The organism is Chryseobacterium camelliae (genome assembly GCF_002770595.1).
Lineage (GTDB): Bacteria > Bacteroidota > Bacteroidia > Flavobacteriales > Weeksellaceae > Chryseobacterium > Chryseobacterium camelliae.
In genome coordinates, this window is the sequence record NZ_CP022986.1 from 1,279,123 (window position 1) to 1,301,068 (window position 21,946).

At 43.3% G+C, this 21,946-nt stretch carries 13 protein-coding genes; 5 read left to right on the forward strand and 8 right to left on the reverse strand.

Features of this window, described 5'->3' with window-relative positions; translation table 11 throughout:
• Positions 1-6: 6 nt before the first annotated feature.
• The 3 genes from CGB83_RS05775 to CGB83_RS05785 all read right to left on the reverse strand — a co-directional run bounded on the left by CGB83_RS05775 (position 7) and on the right by CGB83_RS05785 (position 4,541).
• Complete coding sequence (locus CGB83_RS05775; RefSeq protein ID WP_100074953.1) at positions 7-1,089, reverse strand: efflux RND transporter periplasmic adaptor subunit; 1,083 nt, start codon at positions 1,087-1,089, stop codon at positions 7-9.
• A gap of 104 nt (positions 1,090-1,193) precedes the next feature.
• Positions 1,194-1,652, reverse strand: coding sequence for a hypothetical protein (locus CGB83_RS05780; protein WP_157761355.1), 459 nt, complete (start codon positions 1,650-1,652; stop codon positions 1,194-1,196).
• A 2,163-nt stretch (positions 1,653-3,815) separates the two neighbouring features.
• On the reverse strand, positions 3,816-4,541 hold the full coding sequence (locus CGB83_RS05785) for an acyl-CoA desaturase (protein ID WP_100074955.1): 726 nt from the start codon (positions 4,539-4,541) through the stop codon (positions 3,816-3,818).
• A gap of 320 nt (positions 4,542-4,861) precedes the next feature.
• On the opposite strand from CGB83_RS05785, the gene CGB83_RS05790 reads away from it, so the two are divergent.
• Complete coding sequence (locus tag CGB83_RS05790; protein ID WP_100074956.1) at positions 4,862-5,482, forward strand: NTP transferase domain-containing protein; 621 nt, start codon at positions 4,862-4,864, stop codon at positions 5,480-5,482.
• Between the two features lie 652 nt (positions 5,483-6,134).
• Here the strand turns inward: CGB83_RS05790 and CGB83_RS20120 are convergent.
• Complete coding sequence (locus CGB83_RS20120) at positions 6,135-6,272, reverse strand: hypothetical protein (protein ID WP_157761356.1); 138 nt, start codon at positions 6,270-6,272, stop codon at positions 6,135-6,137.
• Positions 6,273-6,346: 74 nt separating this feature from the next.
• Between CGB83_RS20120 and CGB83_RS05800 the strand changes: the two genes are divergently transcribed.
• Positions 6,347-6,970 (forward strand): TetR/AcrR family transcriptional regulator, encoded by a 624-nt coding sequence (locus tag CGB83_RS05800; RefSeq protein ID WP_172954680.1) that lies wholly within the window; start codon positions 6,347-6,349, stop codon positions 6,968-6,970.
• A gap of 1,342 nt (positions 6,971-8,312) precedes the next feature.
• Here CGB83_RS05800 and CGB83_RS05805 read toward each other — a convergent pair.
• From CGB83_RS05805 to CGB83_RS05820, 4 genes are all read right to left on the reverse strand, one after another.
• Positions 8,313-10,715, reverse strand: a complete 2,403-nt coding sequence (locus CGB83_RS05805; protein WP_100074959.1) for an FdhF/YdeP family oxidoreductase — start codon at positions 10,713-10,715, stop codon at positions 8,313-8,315.
• 27 nt (positions 10,716-10,742) lie between these two features.
• Positions 10,743-11,093 (reverse strand): DUF7009 family protein, encoded by a 351-nt coding sequence (locus tag CGB83_RS05810; RefSeq protein WP_100074960.1) that lies wholly within the window; start codon positions 11,091-11,093, stop codon positions 10,743-10,745.
• 113 nt (positions 11,094-11,206) lie between these two features.
• Positions 11,207-12,088: a formate dehydrogenase accessory sulfurtransferase FdhD gene (fdhD, locus tag CGB83_RS05815; protein ID WP_100074961.1), complete on the reverse strand. Its 882-nt coding sequence runs from the start codon at positions 12,086-12,088 to the stop codon at positions 11,207-11,209.
• Positions 12,089-12,296: 208 nt separating this feature from the next.
• On the reverse strand, positions 12,297-16,952 hold the full coding sequence (locus CGB83_RS05820; protein WP_100074962.1) for a DUF3320 domain-containing protein: 4,656 nt from the start codon (positions 16,950-16,952) through the stop codon (positions 12,297-12,299).
• A gap of 238 nt (positions 16,953-17,190) precedes the next feature.
• Between CGB83_RS05820 and CGB83_RS05825 the strand changes: the two genes are divergently transcribed.
• The 3 genes from CGB83_RS05825 to mnmE all read left to right on the forward strand — a co-directional run bounded on the left by CGB83_RS05825 (position 17,191) and on the right by mnmE (position 21,161).
• Positions 17,191-17,889 (forward strand): DUF1826 domain-containing protein, encoded by a 699-nt coding sequence (locus tag CGB83_RS05825; protein WP_100077511.1) that lies wholly within the window; start codon positions 17,191-17,193, stop codon positions 17,887-17,889.
• Between the two features lie 204 nt (positions 17,890-18,093).
• A complete protein-coding gene (locus tag CGB83_RS05830; protein ID WP_100074963.1) occupies positions 18,094-19,146 on the forward strand; it encodes a DKNYY domain-containing protein in 1,053 nt (350 codons plus the stop codon).
• Positions 19,147-19,775: 629 nt separating this feature from the next.
• Complete coding sequence (gene mnmE, locus CGB83_RS05835; RefSeq protein WP_100074964.1) at positions 19,776-21,161, forward strand: tRNA uridine-5-carboxymethylaminomethyl(34) synthesis GTPase MnmE; 1,386 nt, start codon at positions 19,776-19,778, stop codon at positions 21,159-21,161.
• Positions 21,162-21,946: the final 785 nt, after the last annotated feature.

A 21,946-nucleotide genomic window follows, 5' to 3' on the forward strand; every position in this document is an offset into this window, starting at 1 on the left:
TTTAGGTTACTCGGCATACAGATCCAGGTTCGACATTACTTTTTCCGGTTTCTGATACCTGGAACTGATCTTCTGGTTTTCCTGCACCAGCCTCAGACCGTCCAGCAGAATCCTGTCGTCTTTCCCCAGTCCCGAAGCCACCACGTAAATATGCGGCAGCTCGGCAGCCACTTTAATTTCGCGGGCTTTCACCTTGTTGTCTTTGGTGATCACATACACATATTTTTTCTCCAGCTCCTCAAAAGTTGCTTTCTGAGGGATCATGACCGCATGGGGATACGGAGCAGTGATGAGGATATTCCCAGTTTCCCCGTATCTGAGGAGTCCGTTCGGATTCAGGAAAGTGGCCCGGTAGGCAATGTTCCCGGTTTCATTATCGAAATCGGATTCTATGGTTTCCACCACACCCTGCTGGCTGAATTCTTTTCCATTGGCCATTTTCAGGCGCACATGGAGCGGCTCGTTTTTTCGATCCGCCATCTGGTCCAGATATTCCGCCTCCGGAACATTGAAATACACCCACATTTTGCTGTTGTCCGATAATTCGGTGATCAGCTCGCCATCATCCACCAGGCTGCCCTTCCGTACATGAAGTTTCCCGACAATCCCGGAAAAAGGAGCGCGGATTTCAGTGAATTTCAGGTGGGTATCGGTAGAGGCCAGCTCGGCTCTGGCTTTATCATACCTTGCTTTGGCCATCGCCATTTCCTGCGGCGCCACAATATTTTTGTCGGGAAGGTTTTTGGTATTCTGGTATTCAATTTCGGCATATTTGGCTTCCGCCTTAGCCCGGTTTACATCCGACTCATACAGGTTCGGCATAATCTTGAACAGCAGCTGCCCTTTTTTCACTGCCTGTCCTTCGTCCACATAAATCGACTGGATGTACCCCTTTTCCTGTGCGCGGAGCTCAATATGGTTGATGGAGCGGATCTGCGCCACATATTCTTTATCAATCAGCGTGTCTTTTACCAGAGGGCTCGTCACGTTGAACGTCGCCGCCTCGGCTTTTTCTTTCTTTTCAGACTGACAGCTTACGCACCAGAATATCAGGCACAGGTTTACATACATGAGACTTTTCTTGACCATGATCTTAATACATTTAAATAATAATTTGAAAATTTGAAAATAGGATGTCAGGCTCTCAGCGGAATGCGAAAGCCGTTAATTTGTTCTTGAAAAGCAGTATGGAATCACAATCGGATGACCCTGTACTGGATGTACAGATCATCACAAAGGGGCTTTAACAGCTCGGAATGAGCCAGTGAAACGGCAATTTTATGGTCGTGAAACGTAGTGACAAAATCCGAAATCAGGTGCCAGAAGCCATCCCTGAACAGCATCATCAGTCCTGAGGAAGCCCCGGTCTCTACGGTGTCATCGTTTTCAGTATCGTTTTCGGAAAGGTTGGCGCGGATTTTAGTGAAGCGCGGGTGTCCAATGGTCAGGGCACCGTCTGTTTCATGCTCATTGAGGAACATGACTGATTTTGCAGCATGCCTGTCCTGCGTATTCAGTATCTCAGCACCCAGCTCGAAAACAGAATCATTATCAGCGGAAATATACTGCTGCAGCTGCCCGTAATAAAAACCGAGAACGGTTAAACCGGCAAACAGCAAGCTATATAGATATTGATAAAATCTCCCTTTCATTGCAGTACAAATGTAATGAACTTCAGCCTCCCGGCCAAAATGGAAAGATTAAAAAATCTTTAAAAATTGGGTTTGACAGGTTATTTTAGCTTTTGCAGATGAACTCTTTCCAAGCATTTTAAAAAATCTTCGATTTTTAAAAACTTATGTGTTCTTCTGTTTTCAACGATGGATTCTTAAGATTCTTATGTGTCAAAAACTTTTGTGGTTATATGAAATTCCATTTTTTTAATTCGTTCATTTTGCTTCTTCCTAACTCGTTCATTTTGCCTTGATGCAAAACGAACCAAAAGATCAAGACTGGATTCTTCCGCTAACCGAAAGTCTTATGCACTAAAAATTCTAAACTTGCGTGGTAGCAAAAGGGTTGCTCCGATTCAAATTTGGTCCCACGCTTCGGACAATAGAATTTTCTTAACGTTTATAAGCCTTCCGGTCTTAACGCTCCAGACTCCTAGGTCAGTTTTACTTTTTAGGAATGGTTGCAATTCTTGTATTCATCATGAAATCAAATTATACAAATATTCGATTTCAGCCACCATAAAAATCGTAGATTTTTAAAAACTAATGTGCTCTTCTGTTTTCAAAGCTTGCTTCTTAAGATTCTTATGTGTCAAAAACTTTTGTGACTGTTGTGGTTTATATAAATTAATTCGTTCATTTTGCTTCTTTCAAGTTTATTTTTTTATTTGAATCAGCGAACCCTGCGGGTTTGCCTTGATGCAAAACGAACCAAAAGATCAAGACTGGATTCTTCCGCTAACCGAAAGTCTTATGCACTAAAAATTCTAAACTTGCGTGGTAGCAATAGTATAGCTTCGATTCAAAGTTAGTCCCACGCTTCGGACAATAGAATTTTCTTAACGTTTATAAGCCTTCCGGTCTTAACGCTCCAGACTCCTAGGTCAGTTTTACTTTTTAGGAATGGTTGCAATTCTTGTATTCATCATGAAATCAAATTATACACATGTTCGATTTCAGCTACCATAAAAATCGTAGATTTTTAAAAACTTCTGTGTTCTTAATGTTTTCAACACCGGCTTCTTAAAACTCTCATGTGTTAAAAACTTTTATGACTGTTGTGTTTTTATTCTCTCGCAGATCGGAAGATCTCGCAGATTCTTTTCACGCATTTAAAAAACCGTAGGTTTTTAAAACTTCTTTGTTCTTAATGTTTTCAAAGCTGGCTTCTTAACATTCTTATGTGTCAAAAACTTTTGTGACTGTTGTGGTTATATAAATTAATTCGTTCATTTTGCTTCTTTCAAGTTTATTTTTTTATTTGAATCAGCGAACCCTGCGGGTTTGCCTTGATGCAAAACGAACCAAAAGATCAAGACTGGATTCCTCCGCTAACCGAAAGTCTTATGCACTAAAAATTCTAAACTTGCGTGGTAGCAAAAGGGTTGCTCCGATTCAAATTTGGTCCCACGCTTCGGACAATAGAATTTTCTTAACGTTTATAAGCCTTCCGGTCTTAACGCTCCAGACTCCTAGGTCAGTTTTACTTTTTAGGAACGGTTGCAATTCTTGTATTCATCATGAAATCAAATTATACAAATATTCGATTTCAGCCACCATAAAAATCGTAGATTTTTAAAAACTTATGTGTTCTTCTGTTTTCAAAGCTTGATTCTTAAGATTCTTATGTGTCAAAAACTTTTGTAACTGTTGTGGTATTATTCTCTCGCAGATCAGCAGATAACATAGATTTTTCACGCATTTAAAAAACCGTAGGTTTTTAAAAACTCATGTGTTCTTCTGTTTTCAAGGCTGGCTTCTTAACATTCTCATGTGTCAAAAACTTTTGTGACTGTTGTGGTTTTATTCTCTCGCAAATCGGCAGATCACTCAGATTTTTTCACTCATTTAAAAAACCGTAGGTTTTTAAAAACTCATGTGTTCTTCTGTTTTCAAAGCTGGCTTCTTAAAATTCTTAAGTGTAAAAACTCTTTTGTGACTGTTGTGGTTTATATTTTAAATGATCTTAATTTCAGACTGGATCACACCACTTTAATCGTTATTAAAACCACCCCATCAAAAATTCTTTGAATTTTCGCCACCCTCTGAGGGAGGGGAGCTCTTTCTTGTGGTTGACTATCTGAACTCAAGTACCAGCTGAACTGATCGCTTACCATCTAACGCAGCATCAATGGGGTTGAATTATGCTTTAATCCTGATGATTCCCAGCTTGTCAAGCACCCGCATGGTCTGGAATCCCATATCCCATTCAAACCAGCGGGAGGCATTGTTGGGTCTTTGAGGATGCTTATGGTGGTTGTTGTGATAGGCTTCGCCCCAGAAAAGAAGATCTACCGGGAGGATGTTTTTAGAGGTATTGGACATGGGGTAGTTCTCGTACCCGAATTTGTGGGCCCACCAGTTGACGGCCATTCCCTGTAAAGATCCCATGATGATGGTGGCCGGCAGGAACAGCCATTGCCACCAGGCCGTTGCCAGCAAAGCATAGATTCCTACATACACACCGATCCAAAGGATGCGGGTGATATAGTTGTGGGCAAACCGGTCAAAGCGTTCCCAATCCGGCAGGTTCTTTTTGTACTTTTCAGGTGCATCGGTTTTCCCGATGTAGAGGTGGAAATAATTGGTCCTGGTGGTCCACATCATGAGGAAGGGATTAGGATCGTTGTGAGGCGAATGGGGATCTTCCGGCTGATCGGTATGCGCATGGTGCAGGCGGTGCATCAGGCCGTACGTGTAAGCGCTGATGTAGGATGAACCCTGGGTAATAAAGCAGCCCAGGTAAAATACCCGCTCCCAGAATTTCGACATGGTAAACAGATTATGGGCCGCATACCGGTGATGAAAAACCGACTGAAAAAATAACGACGCATACCAGTGTATGATGATGAAAATGAATAGTGCCATAAGATGAGGATTAAAAATTGAACAATTGATTTCTGAAACAGCCTGAAAAAGAGATGATCGTGATACCTGATGCTATGGCTGCTTACTTATATATACGACGCATCCGGCGACGCAGTTTTCTCGACCCGGGCAGAGGCATACTGATATCCGGCTAACATCCTATCAGACAGCCTTTAGAAATCAGGATAATAATGTATATTTGATGGGATTGCCGGCAGAACATTCCATAATGGGTAACATCTCCGTTGTAACGCTACCGGCTGAAACATAATGGCAAAGGATATGCATGATAAGAAAAACAACAAGAGAAACCCTGTAGAATGATCCCCAATAACCTTCCGGCTCCAACAGCACTGAATGGCCTTGTCCTGGCCGGCGGAAAAAGCAGCCGCATGGGCATCCCCAAAGATACCATGAACTGGCATGGAAAGGAGCAGCGTTACAGGGTTGCGGACCTTTTGGCTGCGTTGTGTCATGACGTCTATATTTCGTGTCGTCCGGATCAGAAGGAAGACATTGATCCTGCCTACGGTGCATTGCCTGATATTTTCCCGGATATGGGCCCGCTTGGCGGCATCCTGTCCGCCTTCAACGTTCAGAAAGATGTCGCCTGGCTCGTAGTCGCGTGTGATATGCCTTTGCTGGATGAAAAGGCACTGGATTTCCTGGTCAGGTCCAGGAATCCAGCCAGCATAGCCACGACGTTTGAAAGTCCCGTTGATGGCTTACCGGAGCCTCTGGTGACGATCTGGGAACCCGGAAGTTATCCGCTGCTGTTGAATTTTGTTCATTCCGGACCAGCTTCACCCAGAAAGTTTCTGATGCAGCATCGCATTTCAATCCTGAAACCGGAACATCCCGATACGTTAGTGAATGTCAATACGCCCGAAGAGGCTGATCAGATCAGGGAAATGCTGAAAAGAAATAGGAATCCAGAGTGAGGTGTTTAAACTGATAGATTATTTGATTCTTGCGTTACCTGATTTTGGAGTTTTTGATAACTGATGTTGAGTCAGTTATTTTTATCAACCACCCTGTCAAAAATTCTTTGAATTTTCGCCACCCCTCCGCGGAGGGGAATTTTGCAGCGGGTATTTCCGCAAACTGCAAAGATTTTATGTACACTTAAAAACCGTAGGTTTTTAAAAACTCATGTGCTCTTCTGTTTTCAAAGATGGCTTCTTAAAATTCTTAAGTGTAAAAAACTTTTGTGGTTACTGAACCTCGCGGCAAGTTAGTCCCTCTTTGCAGACAGCTTAAGTATAGCATAGTACATAATGCCGCCTATAAAGTAGCACATCGCATCTATTATATCAGCAGTATAAATATTTGAAATCTTCGGACTGATAACTTCAAAAGTTAGGGTAAGGTACAGTGCGGAAGATAATATAAAACGTAATGATGGATTCCAGGTATTGTCTATATACATATTGACAAAGATTTTAATGGTGTAGCAAAACATCGGTACACTATATAAATCAGTACAATGACTGTTGATACAGGGGATGATAATACCGTTTTTCCTGCATAACAGCACTATGATCCAAACCAATAGCCCTACAAAGTAGTACTTTGATATTTTGACGCTATCAATCATGCATGTACTATTGCCATTATTATACTAAGCAAAACCTGTAAGACTGTTAGAATAACTTCAACTGCAGATTTTTTAGGTTTGCTTTCGTTTTCTTCTTTTTGGGCTTTTTTGTAATCAAAATTATATGGATTCATCAGAGATATTTTTACAAAGCTACAAAATTAGAACAATTGTTCTAAATGATTTTTATCATTATATTTGTATCTATATGAATACAAAGGACAAAATCATACAGAAGGCATTGATGCTTTTTAACGACAGGGGATATACTGTAGTTACCACCCGGCATATAGCCCAAGAGCTCGAAATAAGTCCCGGCAATCTGCATTATCATTTTAAACATTCCGAAGAAATTGTCAGCGTACTGTTAACTGATTTGATTTGTAAAACCGAGTTTCTGATGAATAGCTTTAAAAGGGACTCAGGAATCAGCATTCCAAACCTTCAGCATTATTTACGCTCTGTGCTTGAACTTTTTTTTGATTACAGATTCATCTTTATTAATTTCAATGATGTTTTCAGGGATGTACCGGAGCTTAAAAGTAAATTTTTGGAGGTATACAGTAAAAGAAAGAAACAGTTTGAAGAGATTATACGTGAGTTTCAGCACATGAAAATATTCCGTGAGAACCTGCCTTTAGAACTTCTTGAAAGTGTAATTGCACAAATTTTTATCATTGCTGACAATTATATTTCTTATAATAGAGTGATTAATGAATTTGAGAAGAGCGAGGCCGTCCGATATTATTCACAAATCATCATGAATCTATTTTTACCGCTTTTTGTGGAAAAAGAAAGAACATATTATCTTCAAAATTACCTTTCATATTAATTGGATTACGGTTATCTATCGTTTATTGTGTTGAGGATATTCCACAGTCTCCTGTCAGTGCCGGCAGGTCGCACAGGTTCGAACCGAGATTTGAGATGTATATAAAAACCGTAGGTTTTTAAAAACTCATGTGTTCTTAATGTTTTCAAAGCTATCATCTTAAAATTATTAAGTGTCAAAAAAAGCTTTTGTGACTGTTGTGGTTATATAAAATTACATTTTTTTAATTCGTTCATTTTGATTCTTCCTAACTCGTTCATTTTGCCTTGATGCAAAACGAACCAAAAGATCAAGACTGGATTCTTCCGCTAACCGAAAGTCTTATGCACTAAAAATTCTAAACTTGCGTGGTAGCTAAAGAGTTGCTTCGATTCAAATTTGGTCCCACGCTTCGGACAATAGAATTTTCTTAACGTTTATAAGCCTTCCGGTCTTAACGCTCCAGACTCCTAGGTCAGTTTTTACTTTTGGGAATAGTTGCAATTCTTGTATTCATCATGAAATCAAATTATAAAAATGTTCGATTTCACTCACCATAAAAACCGTAGGTTTTTAAAAACTGATGTGTCCTTCCTGTTTTCAAAGCTGGCTTCTTAAAATTCTTATGTGTCAAAAAGCTTTTGTGGCTGTTGTGGTTATATAAAATCACATTTTTTTAATTCGTTCATTTTGCTTCTTTCTTGTTTATTTTTTTATCTGAATTAGCGAACTCTGCGGGTTTCCCTTGATGCAAAACGAACCAAAAAATCAAGACTGGATTCCTCCGCTAACCGAAAGTCTTATGCACTAAAAATTCTAAACTTGCGTGGTAGCAAAAGGGTTGCTCCGATTCAAATTCGGTCCCACGCTTCGGACAATAGAATTTTCTTAACGTTTATAAGCCTTCCGGTCTTAACGCTCCAGACTCCTAGGTCAATTTTACTTTTAGGAATGGTTGTAATTCTTGTATTCATCATGAAATCAAATTATAAAAATGTTCGATTTCACTCACCATAAAAACCGTAGGTTTTTAAAAACTAACGTGCTCTTCTGTTTTCAAAGATGGCTTCTTAAAATTCTTAAGTGTCAAAAACTTTTATGACTATTGTGGTTTAAAATCATCTTGCAAATCAGCAGATCACACCGGTTTTTACTTTACGCATCATAAAAAACCGCAGGTTTTTAAAACTCATGTGTTCTTAATGTTTTCAAAGCTATTATCTTAAAATTCTCATGTGTCAAAAACTTTTATGACTGTTATGGTTTCACTCCGACACACTCTAATTCTCTAACTTCCTCCCTAAAACACTCCCACATTCAAACGCTCTCACCCTACAACTCTTAAACGCTCCACTCTCCCACTCTACTCAGCCGTATTTGTTCCCGTAGCCGCCACAATGTCCTCATCCATTTGCTGATAGTGTTCAGGATAGTGTTTCCGGATTTTGATGCGTACGTATTTGGATGCCGGCATATTGGCCCCGTCAACAACGTTATTGATGGAAACCAAAACATTGGTTTCAGGGAAATAGGTCATGGTACTTTTCTGGGGAATCTGGTATTTAACAACGATGAACAGTGGAGCAATCCGTTCGATCCCGTCATCATAATTGAAGAGGTCTACTTTGTCGCCTTCTTTTAATCCGGCCTTTTCGATATCCAGTTCATTCATCATCACGATCCTCCGTTCGTTGAAAATCCCGCGGTAGCGGTCATCAAGGCCATAAACGACGGTATTGAACTGGTCGTGGGTACGGGTGGTGGCCATCAGGTACTCGTCATCTGCGAGAGAATTGTCAGGAACCGGAGTAATGTTGAACGCTGCCTTTCCGGGGAAATGTTCGCTGCTGAATTTTCCGTCCCGCGGATTGTTCGGCAGGTAGAATCCTCCTTTCTGTACGACCCTTTCATTATAATGCTCGAATCCGGGGATGCATTGGGAAACATCATCGCGGATGGCATCATAGCTGTTGATGAACCGGTCCCAGTCGATGACGGAACGTTCCCCCAATACGGCTTTCGCCATCCGGCATGCGACGTGGGTCTCATTGATCAGGTGTTCTGAAACGGGTTCCAGGACCCCTCGTGACCATTCCACTACGCCCATGGAATTCTCGGTGCTGATATGCTGGAGTTTTCCGTTAACGATATCTTTCTCACTTCTGGAAATAACCGGCAGGATCAGCGCTTCTTTGCCGTGGATCAGGTGGCCGCGGTTGAGTTTGATAGAGACCATCACCGACATTTCCAGCTTGCGCATGGCTTCAGCGGTATACGTAGTATCCGGTGCTGCCGACAGGAGGTTACCGCCCATGCAGAACATGAATTTCACTGTTCCTTCATGCATGGCTTTAATGGCTTTCACCACATCATAGCCGTCCTGGCGCGGCACTTTAAATCCATAGAATTTTTCCAGGGTATCCAGCTGTTCTTCCGTAGGCTTGTGATTCACCAGCAGCGTCCTGTTGCCCTGGACATTGCTGTGCCCGCGGACCGGGCAGACTCCTCCGCCTTTGATTCCGATGCTTCCTTTCATCAGAAGCAGGTTGACGATATTATAGATCATGTCTACGCCGTTATGCTGCTGGGTAATACCCATTCCCCAGCAAATGATGATCCGTTTCCTGGCCGCGATCATCTGTGCTGCTTCCCTGAGTTTTTCAACCGGAATACCACACTCAGCAGCGAGGAAGTTAAGGTCGTAGCGTTTGAGCTCTTCCACTAACGCATCAAATCCGGCTGTTTTATCTCTGACGAAATTATGGTCGATGACTTTGCCCGGATTGTTCTCCTCTTCTTCCAGCACCAGGATCTGTAAAGCTTTCAGCAAAGCCATATCGCCGTTAATTTTTACCGGCAAATATAAGTCTGACAGTTCAAAAGGTTTGGTGATCGCCGCAAGTGGTTTCTGCGGATCCTTGAATCCCATCAGTCCGGCTTCCGGAAGCGGGTTAATGGCCATAATTTTGGCACCGTTCTTTTTCCCTTTGGTAAGGGCTGAAAGCATCCTTGGGGAATTGGTTCCCGGATTCTGTCCTATGATGATGATGAGATCGGATTCATAAAAATCTTCGAGCTTTACGGAACCTTTTCCGAATCCGATGCTTCTGGTGAGTGCATACCCGGAGGTTTCATGGCACATATTGGAACAGTCGGGGAAATTATTGGTCCCGAATTCCCGCCCGAACAGCTGGTACACCCAGGTCGCTTCGTTGCTGGTCCTCCCGGAGGTATAAAATATGGCTTCGTCCGGAGAATCCAGGCCGTTTAGTTTTTCTGCAATTTTAGTGAAGGCATCATCCCAGCTGACCGGCTGATAATGGGTACCTCCTTTCGGAAGGTACATGGGTTCCGAGATCCTTCCCAGCTGGCTGATCTGATAATCCGTCATTTTTGCCAGGTCATAGACTGAATGTTCACTGAAAAATTCGGCCCCGATGGTTTTGGAGGTGGCTTCTTCAGCAAGCGCTTTCGCTCCGTTCTCGCAGTATTCCGCGATCTTTGAACGGTCGTGATCAGGATCCGGCCATGCACAGCTTGGACAGTCGAAACCGTCAAACTGGTTCATGCTGAACAATGCCCTGCCACCGCGGAGTACGGAAGCATCGCGTACCAGCTGCTCCAGCGAATGCATGACTGCCGGGACACCTGCCGCCCATTTTTTAGGGGATTCCAGCTTCAGGTCCAGCAGTTTATATGGTGATTCTGCGGATGGTGACTGGCTGGAGGGATGATCTGTTTTTTTATTCAATCCGTTATTTTCCATACGGCTGTGATTTTGAAGGTGTTGTATTTAGCATTTGGCATTCGGATTCGGGTAGTTGTCGCTCTGGTCTTCCAGGGTATTGTCCAGGCACACAAAATCCTTTTCTACCAGCAGGCTGATCTTTCCGGACTGCCCGTTGAATCCTACCTTATCCGTGGTAACCCATTCCCCGACCATAGCGGCCGGCATTTTTAGGACTATCCTGCTGTCTGTGAAATCGGCTGAAATGGTTTCATCTTCTGTTCTTTCAATCGCATATATCAATGTGCTGCCCGGAAATTCCGTATAGCCGGAAACCATTCCGTTCTTACTCAGTTCCGTTACCTCCGACTGTGTGAGGCGGAATCTTAAGCTATTGTCTTTAATTCTTATTTTCATTGTGTAAATCCTCAGATTGTAATGGATCAATTATGATGTGTTTTTTTATTGTACTGCAAAGTATCATTCAGATGCTTCATCATACCGGATGGCAGATTTAGCCGCTTGTTCATTTAATCCTTTCTATCCATCTCTATTTTTATATGGCTGCTTTCATGGTAGATATTGAACCGGTTGTCCCGAAGGAAGCCAAGAAGGGTCATATCAAATTCTTTCGCAAGGTCTACGGCCAGGCTCGAAGGCGCCCCTATCGCCACCACCACAGGGATTCCTGCCATGGCTGCTTTCTGGATCAGTTCAAAACTTGCCCTTCCGCTGAGCAGCAGGATCCGGTCTGTGAGGGGCAATTGTCCCGCCATCAATGCATTTCCGATCAGCTTATCCAGGGCATTGTGCCGTCCGACATCCTCGCGCAAAGCCAAAAGATTCCCGTTTACATCAAACAGTCCCGAAGCATGGATGCCGCCGGTTGCACTGAAATTATTCTGGAATGTCCGGAGTTTTTCAGGCAGCTGATAAAGCGTTTCCAACGCTATTCTCTGCGGTTTCTTTTCCAGATCCCGAAATGTACTCACGGTCCTGATGGATTCTATAGATCCCTTTCCGCATACTCCGCAGCTGGATGTGGTATAGAAATTACGGTCGGTATTCATGAGTTTGGGTGTATAGCCTCCTGCAAGCTCAACAACAACCGTATTCTCGCCGGTCCTGGAACAGACAGCCGGGGAATGATATACGTCTTTTACGTTTTCCCGGCCTGCAATAATGCCTTCGGTAAAAAGGAAGCCTACTGCCAGTTCAGCATCATTTCCCGGCGTCCGCATGGTAACGGAGATATTCCTGGTGATTTTCTGTAGCTCAGCGTCATAGGAAACCCGAATTTCCAGAGGTTCCTCCACAGAAATATCATCGGTACACGGAAAGCCCAGGCTGTCTTTCACTTTGACAATCTCTATCTTCTGTACGGAATTATGCTCCAGGATACCGGCTTTCATGTTTACGGAATTTTATCAGCTGCTGCCTTTTGTGATTCTGTTTTGATGACCATGAATCATCAATCTTGATACCACATTAGTAAATATACATATTTTTGTGCCTCAGATAAGATTTTAAAATCGAAAAAGACTGCCCAAAAGGACAGTCTGTATTGTATGCCTGTCCCCTGACAGGACTGCAAACTGATTTTACCGCGAAATGTATCGCTTAATCAGTATTTTCCCTGGCTTTCAGAAACTGACCTTCCTGATAGATGGCATTATGCTCTTTGCTGTATTCCACCGTTTCAAGGACAACCTTTTTTATGTCTTCCGTAACCCTTGAAAAGCCGAGCATCTTCACGATCAGCGGAACAAGATTATCCGGCTGTATGGCCACAGAATCCGAAACGACTTTTGTAATGGCCAGGCTGATTTCTTCGGGTGAAACCAATGCTATTTTGCGCGAACCGGACGGAAGCATGCTCCTGTTCCGGATGACAAGCTCTTTTTCCGGATCCCATAAAAAATCCCCTTTCCTGAGCAATGCTCCATGTTCAACGGCATAATCCGCCGCACCGGCTAAAGAAGAACGGATACGGCTTCCTATCTTTGAAATCCCGTTAGCTTCCGTGATCCTCCTGGCCACCTCTTCAAAATGAACGGGACTTTCTGCTTTTACCACTTCACAGATCCAGCTGCTGAGTTTTCCTACAGGATACAGGTGGAGCTCCTGACCTGCAATTTCCGCCGGCAGTACAGCCAGCTCATAGAAGGGAAAAATTTCAGGATTTTCTTCCACAGGCTCTTCACGCACCAGGTTTTTAAGTTCTGCCATCAGTTCTTCTTCCATGCTGTCATTATGTTCCGCCTGTGTTTTGGCCTTCTCAACAGCGTCTTTAATCAGCTTTAATTCTCCTGCCGGGTTCCTGAACCAGTCCAGGCTCCATACCGACAGGATATTCCACCCCATGCCTTCCAGCACAGCATTTCTCAACCGGTCACGGTCACGGGCCGATTGGGCATTCTGATAGGACCTGCCGTCGCAGCTGATGCCCAGCAGGTATCTGCCCGGATGGTCCGGATCTGCTATTGCCAGGTCTATGTAAAACCCTTCAGAACCCACTTTTTCACGGACGATGTATCCTTCTTTGCGTAACGTTTCCGCAACAATGTTCTCAAAAGGCTGAGGCTGGTACGGCTGCTCATCCTTATGGCTTTCGAACTTGCCATTCTCCGCGAAATAAAGGAAGTTCTTCAACGCCCTGATCCCGAATTTGGCATTCGGGCCGATCACCATATCTGCTGCCGTGATATTGGTGAATACCTCACAGCGGCTTTTGGCCCGGGTAATCAGTACATTCAGCCTGCGCTCCCCTCCTTCATTATTCAGAGGGCCAAAGCTCATCGGCACTTTTCCGTCTTCGGTCCTTCCGTAACCAATACTGATGAAGATAACATCCCTTTCATCGCCCTGCACATTTTCAAGGTTTTTAACAAAGAAAGGTTCGTCTGCATGACTACTGAAATAGCTTTCCACCTCAGGATTTTTCCTCCTCCGAATCTCTATGGCATTCTGTATGGCCTGCATCTGGGATGTACTGAATGCCACGACCCCGAGACTCAGCTTAGGATTGGTAAGGGCATGCTGAATCACAGCATCGGCCACTTTTTCAGCTTCCTTAGGATTGGTCCGTGTTTTTCCTTTATCATAATACGTATCCGGCAAATGGTTAAAAGCCAAGCCAAGCCTGTTTTTTGATCCCGGGCTCGGGAAAATGATCAGCCTGTTTTCATAAAACTCCTGATTGGAAAGGCTGATGAGGGATTCGTGCCTGCTTCGGTAATGCCACCGCAACATACGCTGAGGAGCACCCTGCGCATCACACATGCCGAGGATGCTCTGCATATCTGCCGTTACATTCTCTTCGTCTTCCGTATCCGTATTCAGCTTATCAAAGAAACTGGTGGGCGGCATCTGCCGGGTATCTCCCACGACCACGATCTGTTTCCCCCTGGCAATAGCACCCAGCGCATCAACAGGCCTTACCTGGCTGGCTTCATCAAAGATCACCAGGTCAAAATCGATGCTGTCCGGAGGCAGGAAATTAGCAATCGACATCGGGCTCATCATGATCACCGGCTTTATGGCCTGGATCGCCAGTCCTGCTTCCTGCATGAGCCTGCGTATCGGCATGTGGCGCGCTTTTCTGTTGAACTCGCTTTTCAGGATGTTGACCTGCCCGCCGCCGTCCTGTTTCGGAACGCCTTCCCAATGTTTTAAAGCCACCTTAGCCCTGTTGTAATACTGTTTAAGCACATCAATCCTCCTGAACCTGGCAATGGTTTCCTCATGGGTAGACCGTTCGAATTTCCTCAGTTCCGGACTGTTCAGCATAGCCTGTTCCAAAAGGTGCTCATACCATGTTTTCCGGAATGCGGTCTTCAGATGGATTCCTGCATCACCCCAGCCTTCAGCAGCTTTGATCAGAAATCCGGTACCCTGCTTTTCAACTTCTTCTTTCAGCACGTTCCATGATACGATCTTATGGATTTCAGGCAGCTGCTCTTTCCATTGACTCAGTACGGTAACCTGCGCAGACAGTCTGAATTGATCAATCCCGTTTCCGTCAAAATCCAAATGTCTGAACAATGACCGGAACATTTTCTGCTGTTCATCGAACAGGCTGCCTGCATCAACAGCTAAGGACCTCATCGTCTCTGTATTTTTATTCTTTTCCAGCAGTTCGAAAATTGCCGGATCGATATCTCCCTGCCTTAGATGGGTATGGATATCCTGTACATAAGCTGCTTTTTCCTTTAAATTTTCCGGATCGGATTTATGCCCGTTCCAGTTCTGTCCGAAGAGCCTGCTTCCCAATGCATCATAGGCAAGCAAAGCAGAGGACAATCTCTTTCCTTCCATTAAAGCATTGACCAGATCCAGCTTTTTCTCTGCATCGTCCGGCATTGCGCCCTGTAAAAAAGAGGCCAGTTTTTTGACGCTCTTTTTATAGTCCCCGATAATGAATTTATACCATTTCTTCCCATGTTCCATGATGTTCTGCCTGATGTCCAGTACATCCTGTGACCAGGCTTCCGGAATAAATACAGGGTCATAAGTGCTGTGGATCCGGGCTAATTTGCTGATGGTTTCCAACAGGTCTGCAATATCATTCTGATTATTCAGCCATGCCGGATCTGCTACCGGCATTGAGGCGGTTCCCGGATTTTTCGCTGCCCATTCTGCGGTATTCAGAAGCTTTTTGATTTCCGTTCCGTCAACAGGCTCCGGAAAATCCATGTATTCACTGAGTGTCTTTAAGGAATGGATAAGGTTTTCTGTAGTAAGAACAGATTCTGACAGGAGCTCCGCCGCCAATTCTTCATCTTTGGGAAGGAAAATGGTTAAACGGCTGCCGTAAAAAAGCAATTTCTCAGGCGGACCGATCTTGGTAAGCCTGGCCTGGACCTGCTCTGCAGCCTGCTCAATGTCCTGCACCCGTGCGGAGTCGAATGTTGACAGGTCAGGGATGGAAACCTTTGGAAATTTATAGCCTGGATTTTCAGTATTTATTTTCAGCATGTTCCCTATAAGGTCATGCACTGACAAACCGCTTTTTTCAATCGGACGGTTAATTTCAGCAGTATAGGCATTCAGCTCATGGACAATAGGTTCCAATAGCCGGATTTCATCTTCAAGATGGGCTACGGTAGGCCTGCCCAATTCAAGGATCCGTTTTAATTCTGCATGGAGTTCCCGTTTGTTTGCTTTGTTGCTGTGGAGTTCCAGGCAGGCTTCTCCCAGCCCTATACTGTCCAATCTTCGCTTCACTACTTCAAGGGCGGCCATTTTTTCAGCGACAAAAAGGACTTTTTTACCATTGCCTACTGCATTGGCAATCAGATTGGTAATGGTTTGTGATTTCCCGGTACCCGGAGGTCCCTGGATCACCATATTCCGCCCTTCATGCACCGCGAGCATGGCAATGACCTGTGAGCTGTCCGCATCTACTACCTGTAAAAGCTGATCCGCCTCCGTTTCTTCATCCAGCTGATGTTCTTCTCCTACGGAAGGCTGTGGTTCGGTAAACCCGTTTCCGAAAAGAGACTGAAGAATGGGATGGTCAAAAGGCTTTTTATGCTCCGGCCACTCGTCACTGTCGAGGTCATGGTAAATCATGAATTTCCCGAAAGAGAAGAACCCCAGCTCAATACGGTTATGGTCAACCGTCCAGTTTTCCAGGTGGGCAATATGCTTCTCAATGTCATTGAAATAGGCTGCAATATCGAGGTCTTCCTCGCCCGGAAGATCAGGAATGGTGAGATTGAAATCTGCCATCATTTTGGCCTGAAGCGATAAATTAGCTCCTATTTCACCGCCGGTATACCGCAGGCGGAACCTTTCGCTGGCACTGGAACGTTCAAGGGCTACCGGAACCAGGATCAGAGGAGCCATTCGTACGTCATCGTTATTTCCTTTTTCAAACCAGCTGAGCATTCCTAAAGATAAAAACAGGGTATTCACTCCCTGCTCTTCAATGCTTGTTCTGGCAGCGTAATAGGTATTCAGAATTTTAGACTGAAGCTTCTGTTCGGATTCATCCGTCTGCAGGCGGGTATCTTTGTATGCTTCCTGCAGTTCGGTATCAGACAATGGCGGCAGTTCAAAAAGCTCGTCATCATCCTTCTTTCCGGGCCTACCCAAAAATGTCATGGCTTTGTTCTGCCTTACCAGGATATCATAGATGGAAACCGACTGTTCCTGGACAATATGCAGTCCTCTTGCCTTGGGAATTTTATAGTTTAATAATGTGTTGCGCATCCCAAGATCCAGCAGCTCTTTTCTGGCTGCTTCCAGCTTGGGAAATATAACGTCTTTCATAGTTTATGATTATGGAGCTTCTAATGTAGAAAAAATTAGGGAGACTTTAATACGGGTTTACGTAAAACCATTTATGTACAGGAACTGCCCTAATGGTGATGCCGCACAACACTTGATGGTTGAAGGGTAAAAAACAACCCGTTACGGACCGGCTCGAACTTATGCTTTTTAATTCTGCAAAGTTTTCATTTTGTTCGTTATTTTTGTATATCCAATGTTCACCGGCAACCCTGATATTATGAACTACACCTTTTCTGAAAATCCTCAAATAGGAACCGTTTTAAGCTTTACCGAACTGATCCGTACGCAATTCACGGGCAGTATGAATGCGCTGTGCTGGCAACGGAAGGTAACCGGTGATTTTAAAGAGGTGGTGTCCAAACTCCGGCTGGAAGAAAATATCACAGAAATTTCTGCTGAAGATTTGCTGAGCCTGCACCTTTCGGAACAGGGTAATGCAGCAAGGGAAATTATCCTGAATGACCTGAAGCTGTTGCAGGACTTCGGGGCGCAGCCTTCCCTGAACCTGCTCAAATGCTATGAACGGGATGAAGAACTGGATTTTTTCCCAACCGATGTCTATTCCTACCATGTCGACCGTTCTCCCATCATGACTGATACTTTTCTGTGTACGTATCACGGAGCTGCCAGCGACATCCTACCGAATGACCAGGTAACCCAAAAAATCCTCATCCCTGAAATCCGTGAACAGCTTAAATCACTGCACGACGGCCCGGAAGCTGACTTTGAAGCATTCCTGAAAGAATGTTTCTTCGATCTTCATTATCAGCCCAAACCTGATGCACAGCCGGTCAATCTCGGGACCGGACACCTCTGGCGCCTCGCAGTAGACCATCCGCAGCAACAGGTGTTACCCTGTGTCCACCGGGCCCCTGTAGAAAATGACGGTGAATACAGGCTGCTGCTGATCTGCTGAGGATGAACGTTTATAACATTCACATCAATAATAGATGAAACATTAAAATAGATAACAATTCCGGCAATTGCTATCAATGTAATATTACTTAAAGGTTGAAAAAACAACGAACCATGAAAACGAGCTAAAATCCCTATTAACAATACGGCAAAATTCTCTATCTTAGTATCATAAAGACTGTATCATCACTTTAATCTCATGTCAATGAAAACATATGCTTTCCTTCTGGCTTTTAGTATGCTCAGCGTCTGTACTTCATGCCGGAATATCGGTGAACTGGTTAACGAACAGAAATCACGCTCCTATTTTATCGACTCAAAAAAGCAGATTTCCTACTGTATGAACGGCAACTGGTTCAGTTTAGGCATATCGCCGATGCCGGAAGCGGATGCGAAATCGTTTGAAGTGCTGGCAGAGGATATCGCCCGGGATAAGGATGCCGTTTATTTTCGTGCTATGAAACAAAAGCAGGTAGACCGCAATTCTTTCTATGTTGACAACCAGATCCCTAAAGACCGTTTTCATGCCTATTACACTGACATGGCTTTAGGCTTTAAAATTATTGAAGGCGCAGATCCCAAGACTTACGAACCGGTAGACCAACATGTCAACTGGGCCAGGGATAAAGACCATTATTTCTATTCCCATGATATGGTTCATGCGGACCGGAAAACATTTGCCTTCGTCAATCCCTTTTTTATGACAGATAAAGATTCTGTGTATACCATTCCTGATCTGGGCAAGTTTAAGTCGGTCATGCCTAATCCGGGAAAAGCCGAAGCCATCAATACCTATTACATGAGAATCGGAAACACCATTTATTATCCTTCTTTTCAGCAGGCTTCGGATGTTGCAACCAAGTCATTCGATGGGATACGTACTTTACGGCTGCTTGATGACAATACGCTTTGCATCAATGATGAAACCATACTGGTCCGGGGTAAAAATTTCAAATATACTGATGTTGACGCACCTTCTTTTCAGCTGCTTACTTTTACGGATAAGAATGACACCTACCCTTCCAACTATTATGCAAAAGACAAGAACAATATCTACTATGATCAGGAAGTCATTCCGGGTGCTGATGCAAAAACATTTACCCTGATCGGCCGTGATTTCGGCAAAGATGCAAGGAATGTATACTACCGTAACCAGTTGCTGAAAGGCGTAGATGCGGCCAGCTTCAAAAAAGAAGATAATTATTATAAAGATAAACTGGGGAATAAATTCAGTGCCCTGACTGGGAATAAAATATAAATTTTTACTGCCATCTTATTTCCACCTTCGAATTCTCCACATAGCATATCCGTTATTACAGCCATGTGTATCCGATTGATGGCATAACGCCAGACTAAAATTTTCATCCAAAGGTGTTTACTCACCTCAGCTTTATTTTCACCAGACCTGTAGAAGGCTTTGTTTATTCTTCACAGATCAGCATTGCCCTGCTGGAAACACTTTTCTTGCATTTCGGATTTTGCATACATCGTTACGTGAAAACAAATATATTAATCATTAAGTTTAATCTATAATATATTGAATCAAGGGCAAAAACGGACAATGAGCCTCAATAACAGCACGCTTATCTGCATGATCGTAATGATAATTTATCTGATTCAATCAAAATCTTTGGGCAATATCATTGCTAAATTGGCGTCTATTTTAAATAAAGGGGAACTCCATTTTTACTCATAAGAATGCTTTTGAGCGAAATCTGCCGAAACCTCAAATAGCAGTATCAATATTCCACATCCATACTATCAAAGATGGAGAAGCTCCCGTACAGTTTAAACCCTAATACACTCCCACCCTAAAACCCTCCCATTACAAACATTCCCCTTTAAAAACCCTATCCTCATTTGGCATGAATACCTTAACTTTGCAGCATGAATAACGATACCATTTGTGCACTGGCCACCGCCAATGGAATAGGAGCCCTCGGGATTATCCGTGTTTCCGGACAGGAAGCGCTTCCGGTAGTCCAGAAAAGTTTCCCCGGAAAGAACCTTGAAAAGCAGAAATCCCATACGCTGCATTATGGTTATTTCATGGATGGAGAGGAATCTATTGATGAGGTGATGCTGTCCATTTTTCTGGCACCGAAAAGCTTTACCACGGAAAACTCTGTGGAAATCGCATTCCACGGTTCGCCGCACATTGGAAAACGTATTCTTGAAACCCTGATTAAAAACGGAGCCCGCATGGCGAAAGCCGGGGAATTTACCCTGCGCGCTTTTATCAACGGCCGTATCGACCTTTCGCAGGCGGAAGCTATCGCCGATGTCATTGCTTCTGAAAACGAAGCATCCCGGAAAGTGGCCATCAGCCAGCTGAAAGGGGGCATCACCAATGAAATATCAGTTTTGAGGACCGACCTGCTGAATTTTGTTTCCCTGATCGAACTCGAGCTCGATTTTGCGGAAGAAGATGTGGAGTTTGCCGACCGCTCTGCCCTGAACCTGCTGCTGGATAAGATTGAATCCAAGCTGCATTCGCTGATTGACAGTTTCCAGTATGGAAATGCCATTAAGAACGGAACCGCCGTAGCGATCATCGGGAAACCGAACGCCGGAAAATCCACCCTGCTAAATGCTTTGCTGAAGGAAGAACGAGCAATTGTAAGCAATATTGCCGGCACCACCCGGGATACGATTGAGGAAGTACTGCATATTAAAGGGCATGCATTCCGTCTGATCGATACGGCAGGACTGCGTGAAACGGTGGATGAAATCGAGGCCATCGGTGTGAAAAAGGCCCGTGAAAAGGTCGCCAATGCCAATGTGCTGATTTACCTTGCCGATGCGGGAACGGAAGATTTTTCAGAAGATATCGAAATGATCCGCTCGTTGGTTCGTGAAGATCTCAAACTCATTATCTGCGCAACAAAAATCGATGAAGTCTTCCCTGCACAATACGAAAAGGCAGAAAGCATTTTCCGTGAGGCCATTCCTCAGGAGTTTGATTTCATAAAAATATCCGCAGTAGAAAACCAGAATATCCAAGACCTGAAAAATGAGCTTTCCTCTTACGTGGAACAGTTGAAGTCACAGGAAAGCAATATAGTCATTACCAACCAGCGTCATTACGAAGCCCTCCGCAAATCTATGGAAGCCGTTCATAAGGTGAAAGAAGCCATCACCTTCCGCATTTCCACCGAATTACTGGCCTATGAGCTTAGAAACGCCTTAGAGCATCTGGGAGAGATATCCGGGGAAGTCACGAATGATGAGGTGCTGGGGAATATTTTTTCTAAGTTTTGTATTGGGAAATAATCGCCATTTTCTAAGCATCATAATACAACAATACAACCCGCATTAATAAAGGAAAAACAGAAAGTGTTAAGTGACATTTTCTGACATTTGCTGACATATTTTATACCACTAAATGTGATACTCAGTTGTTTTTAATCTCTAAAAAAATGAATTTTAAGATACTCTAAGAGAAATTTAAACGGTAAATAATCGTAGATACACGCAAATACCGCTAAATATAGGGAGAGATTATTAACATATAGAAAATCGGAAAGTATCAAATGAGCAGTAACATTAAAATTGAGAAGATTTGTATCTTCTGTAAAGAAAAATTCATCGCTAAAACATTCTCTACAAAGTATTGTACTCAGATGTAATCAAAAGGATTATAAGAAGAAAGTTAAGGAGGACAAATTCCGAAAATCAGAAGAACAATTTTAAACAGATGTAAAACTTAAAGAACTGAAAGTTGTTAGGGAAAAAGGATTTAACAATAAAGATAATTATATTGTAGCAATAGATCCAACAGCACAAGTAATTTTCATAGGAATAAGAAAAGACAATAAAATAGTATTGTATGTAGAGGAGAAAATATTTCCAGATGAAATTTATCAGTGGGAAATTATTGAAAAAAATATAAAGTAGTGTTTTTTGAAAGTGAACGTATGTAAAAAGACATTTTAAAACAAATACAAGTTTGTAATCATTAGAAAGAATAAAATTGTAGAATCAGTTGATTTTATCATGATTGTGGAAAAGTCTTCTTTTGAAAAGAGGACTTTTATTTATGTAAAACCAAAAATACG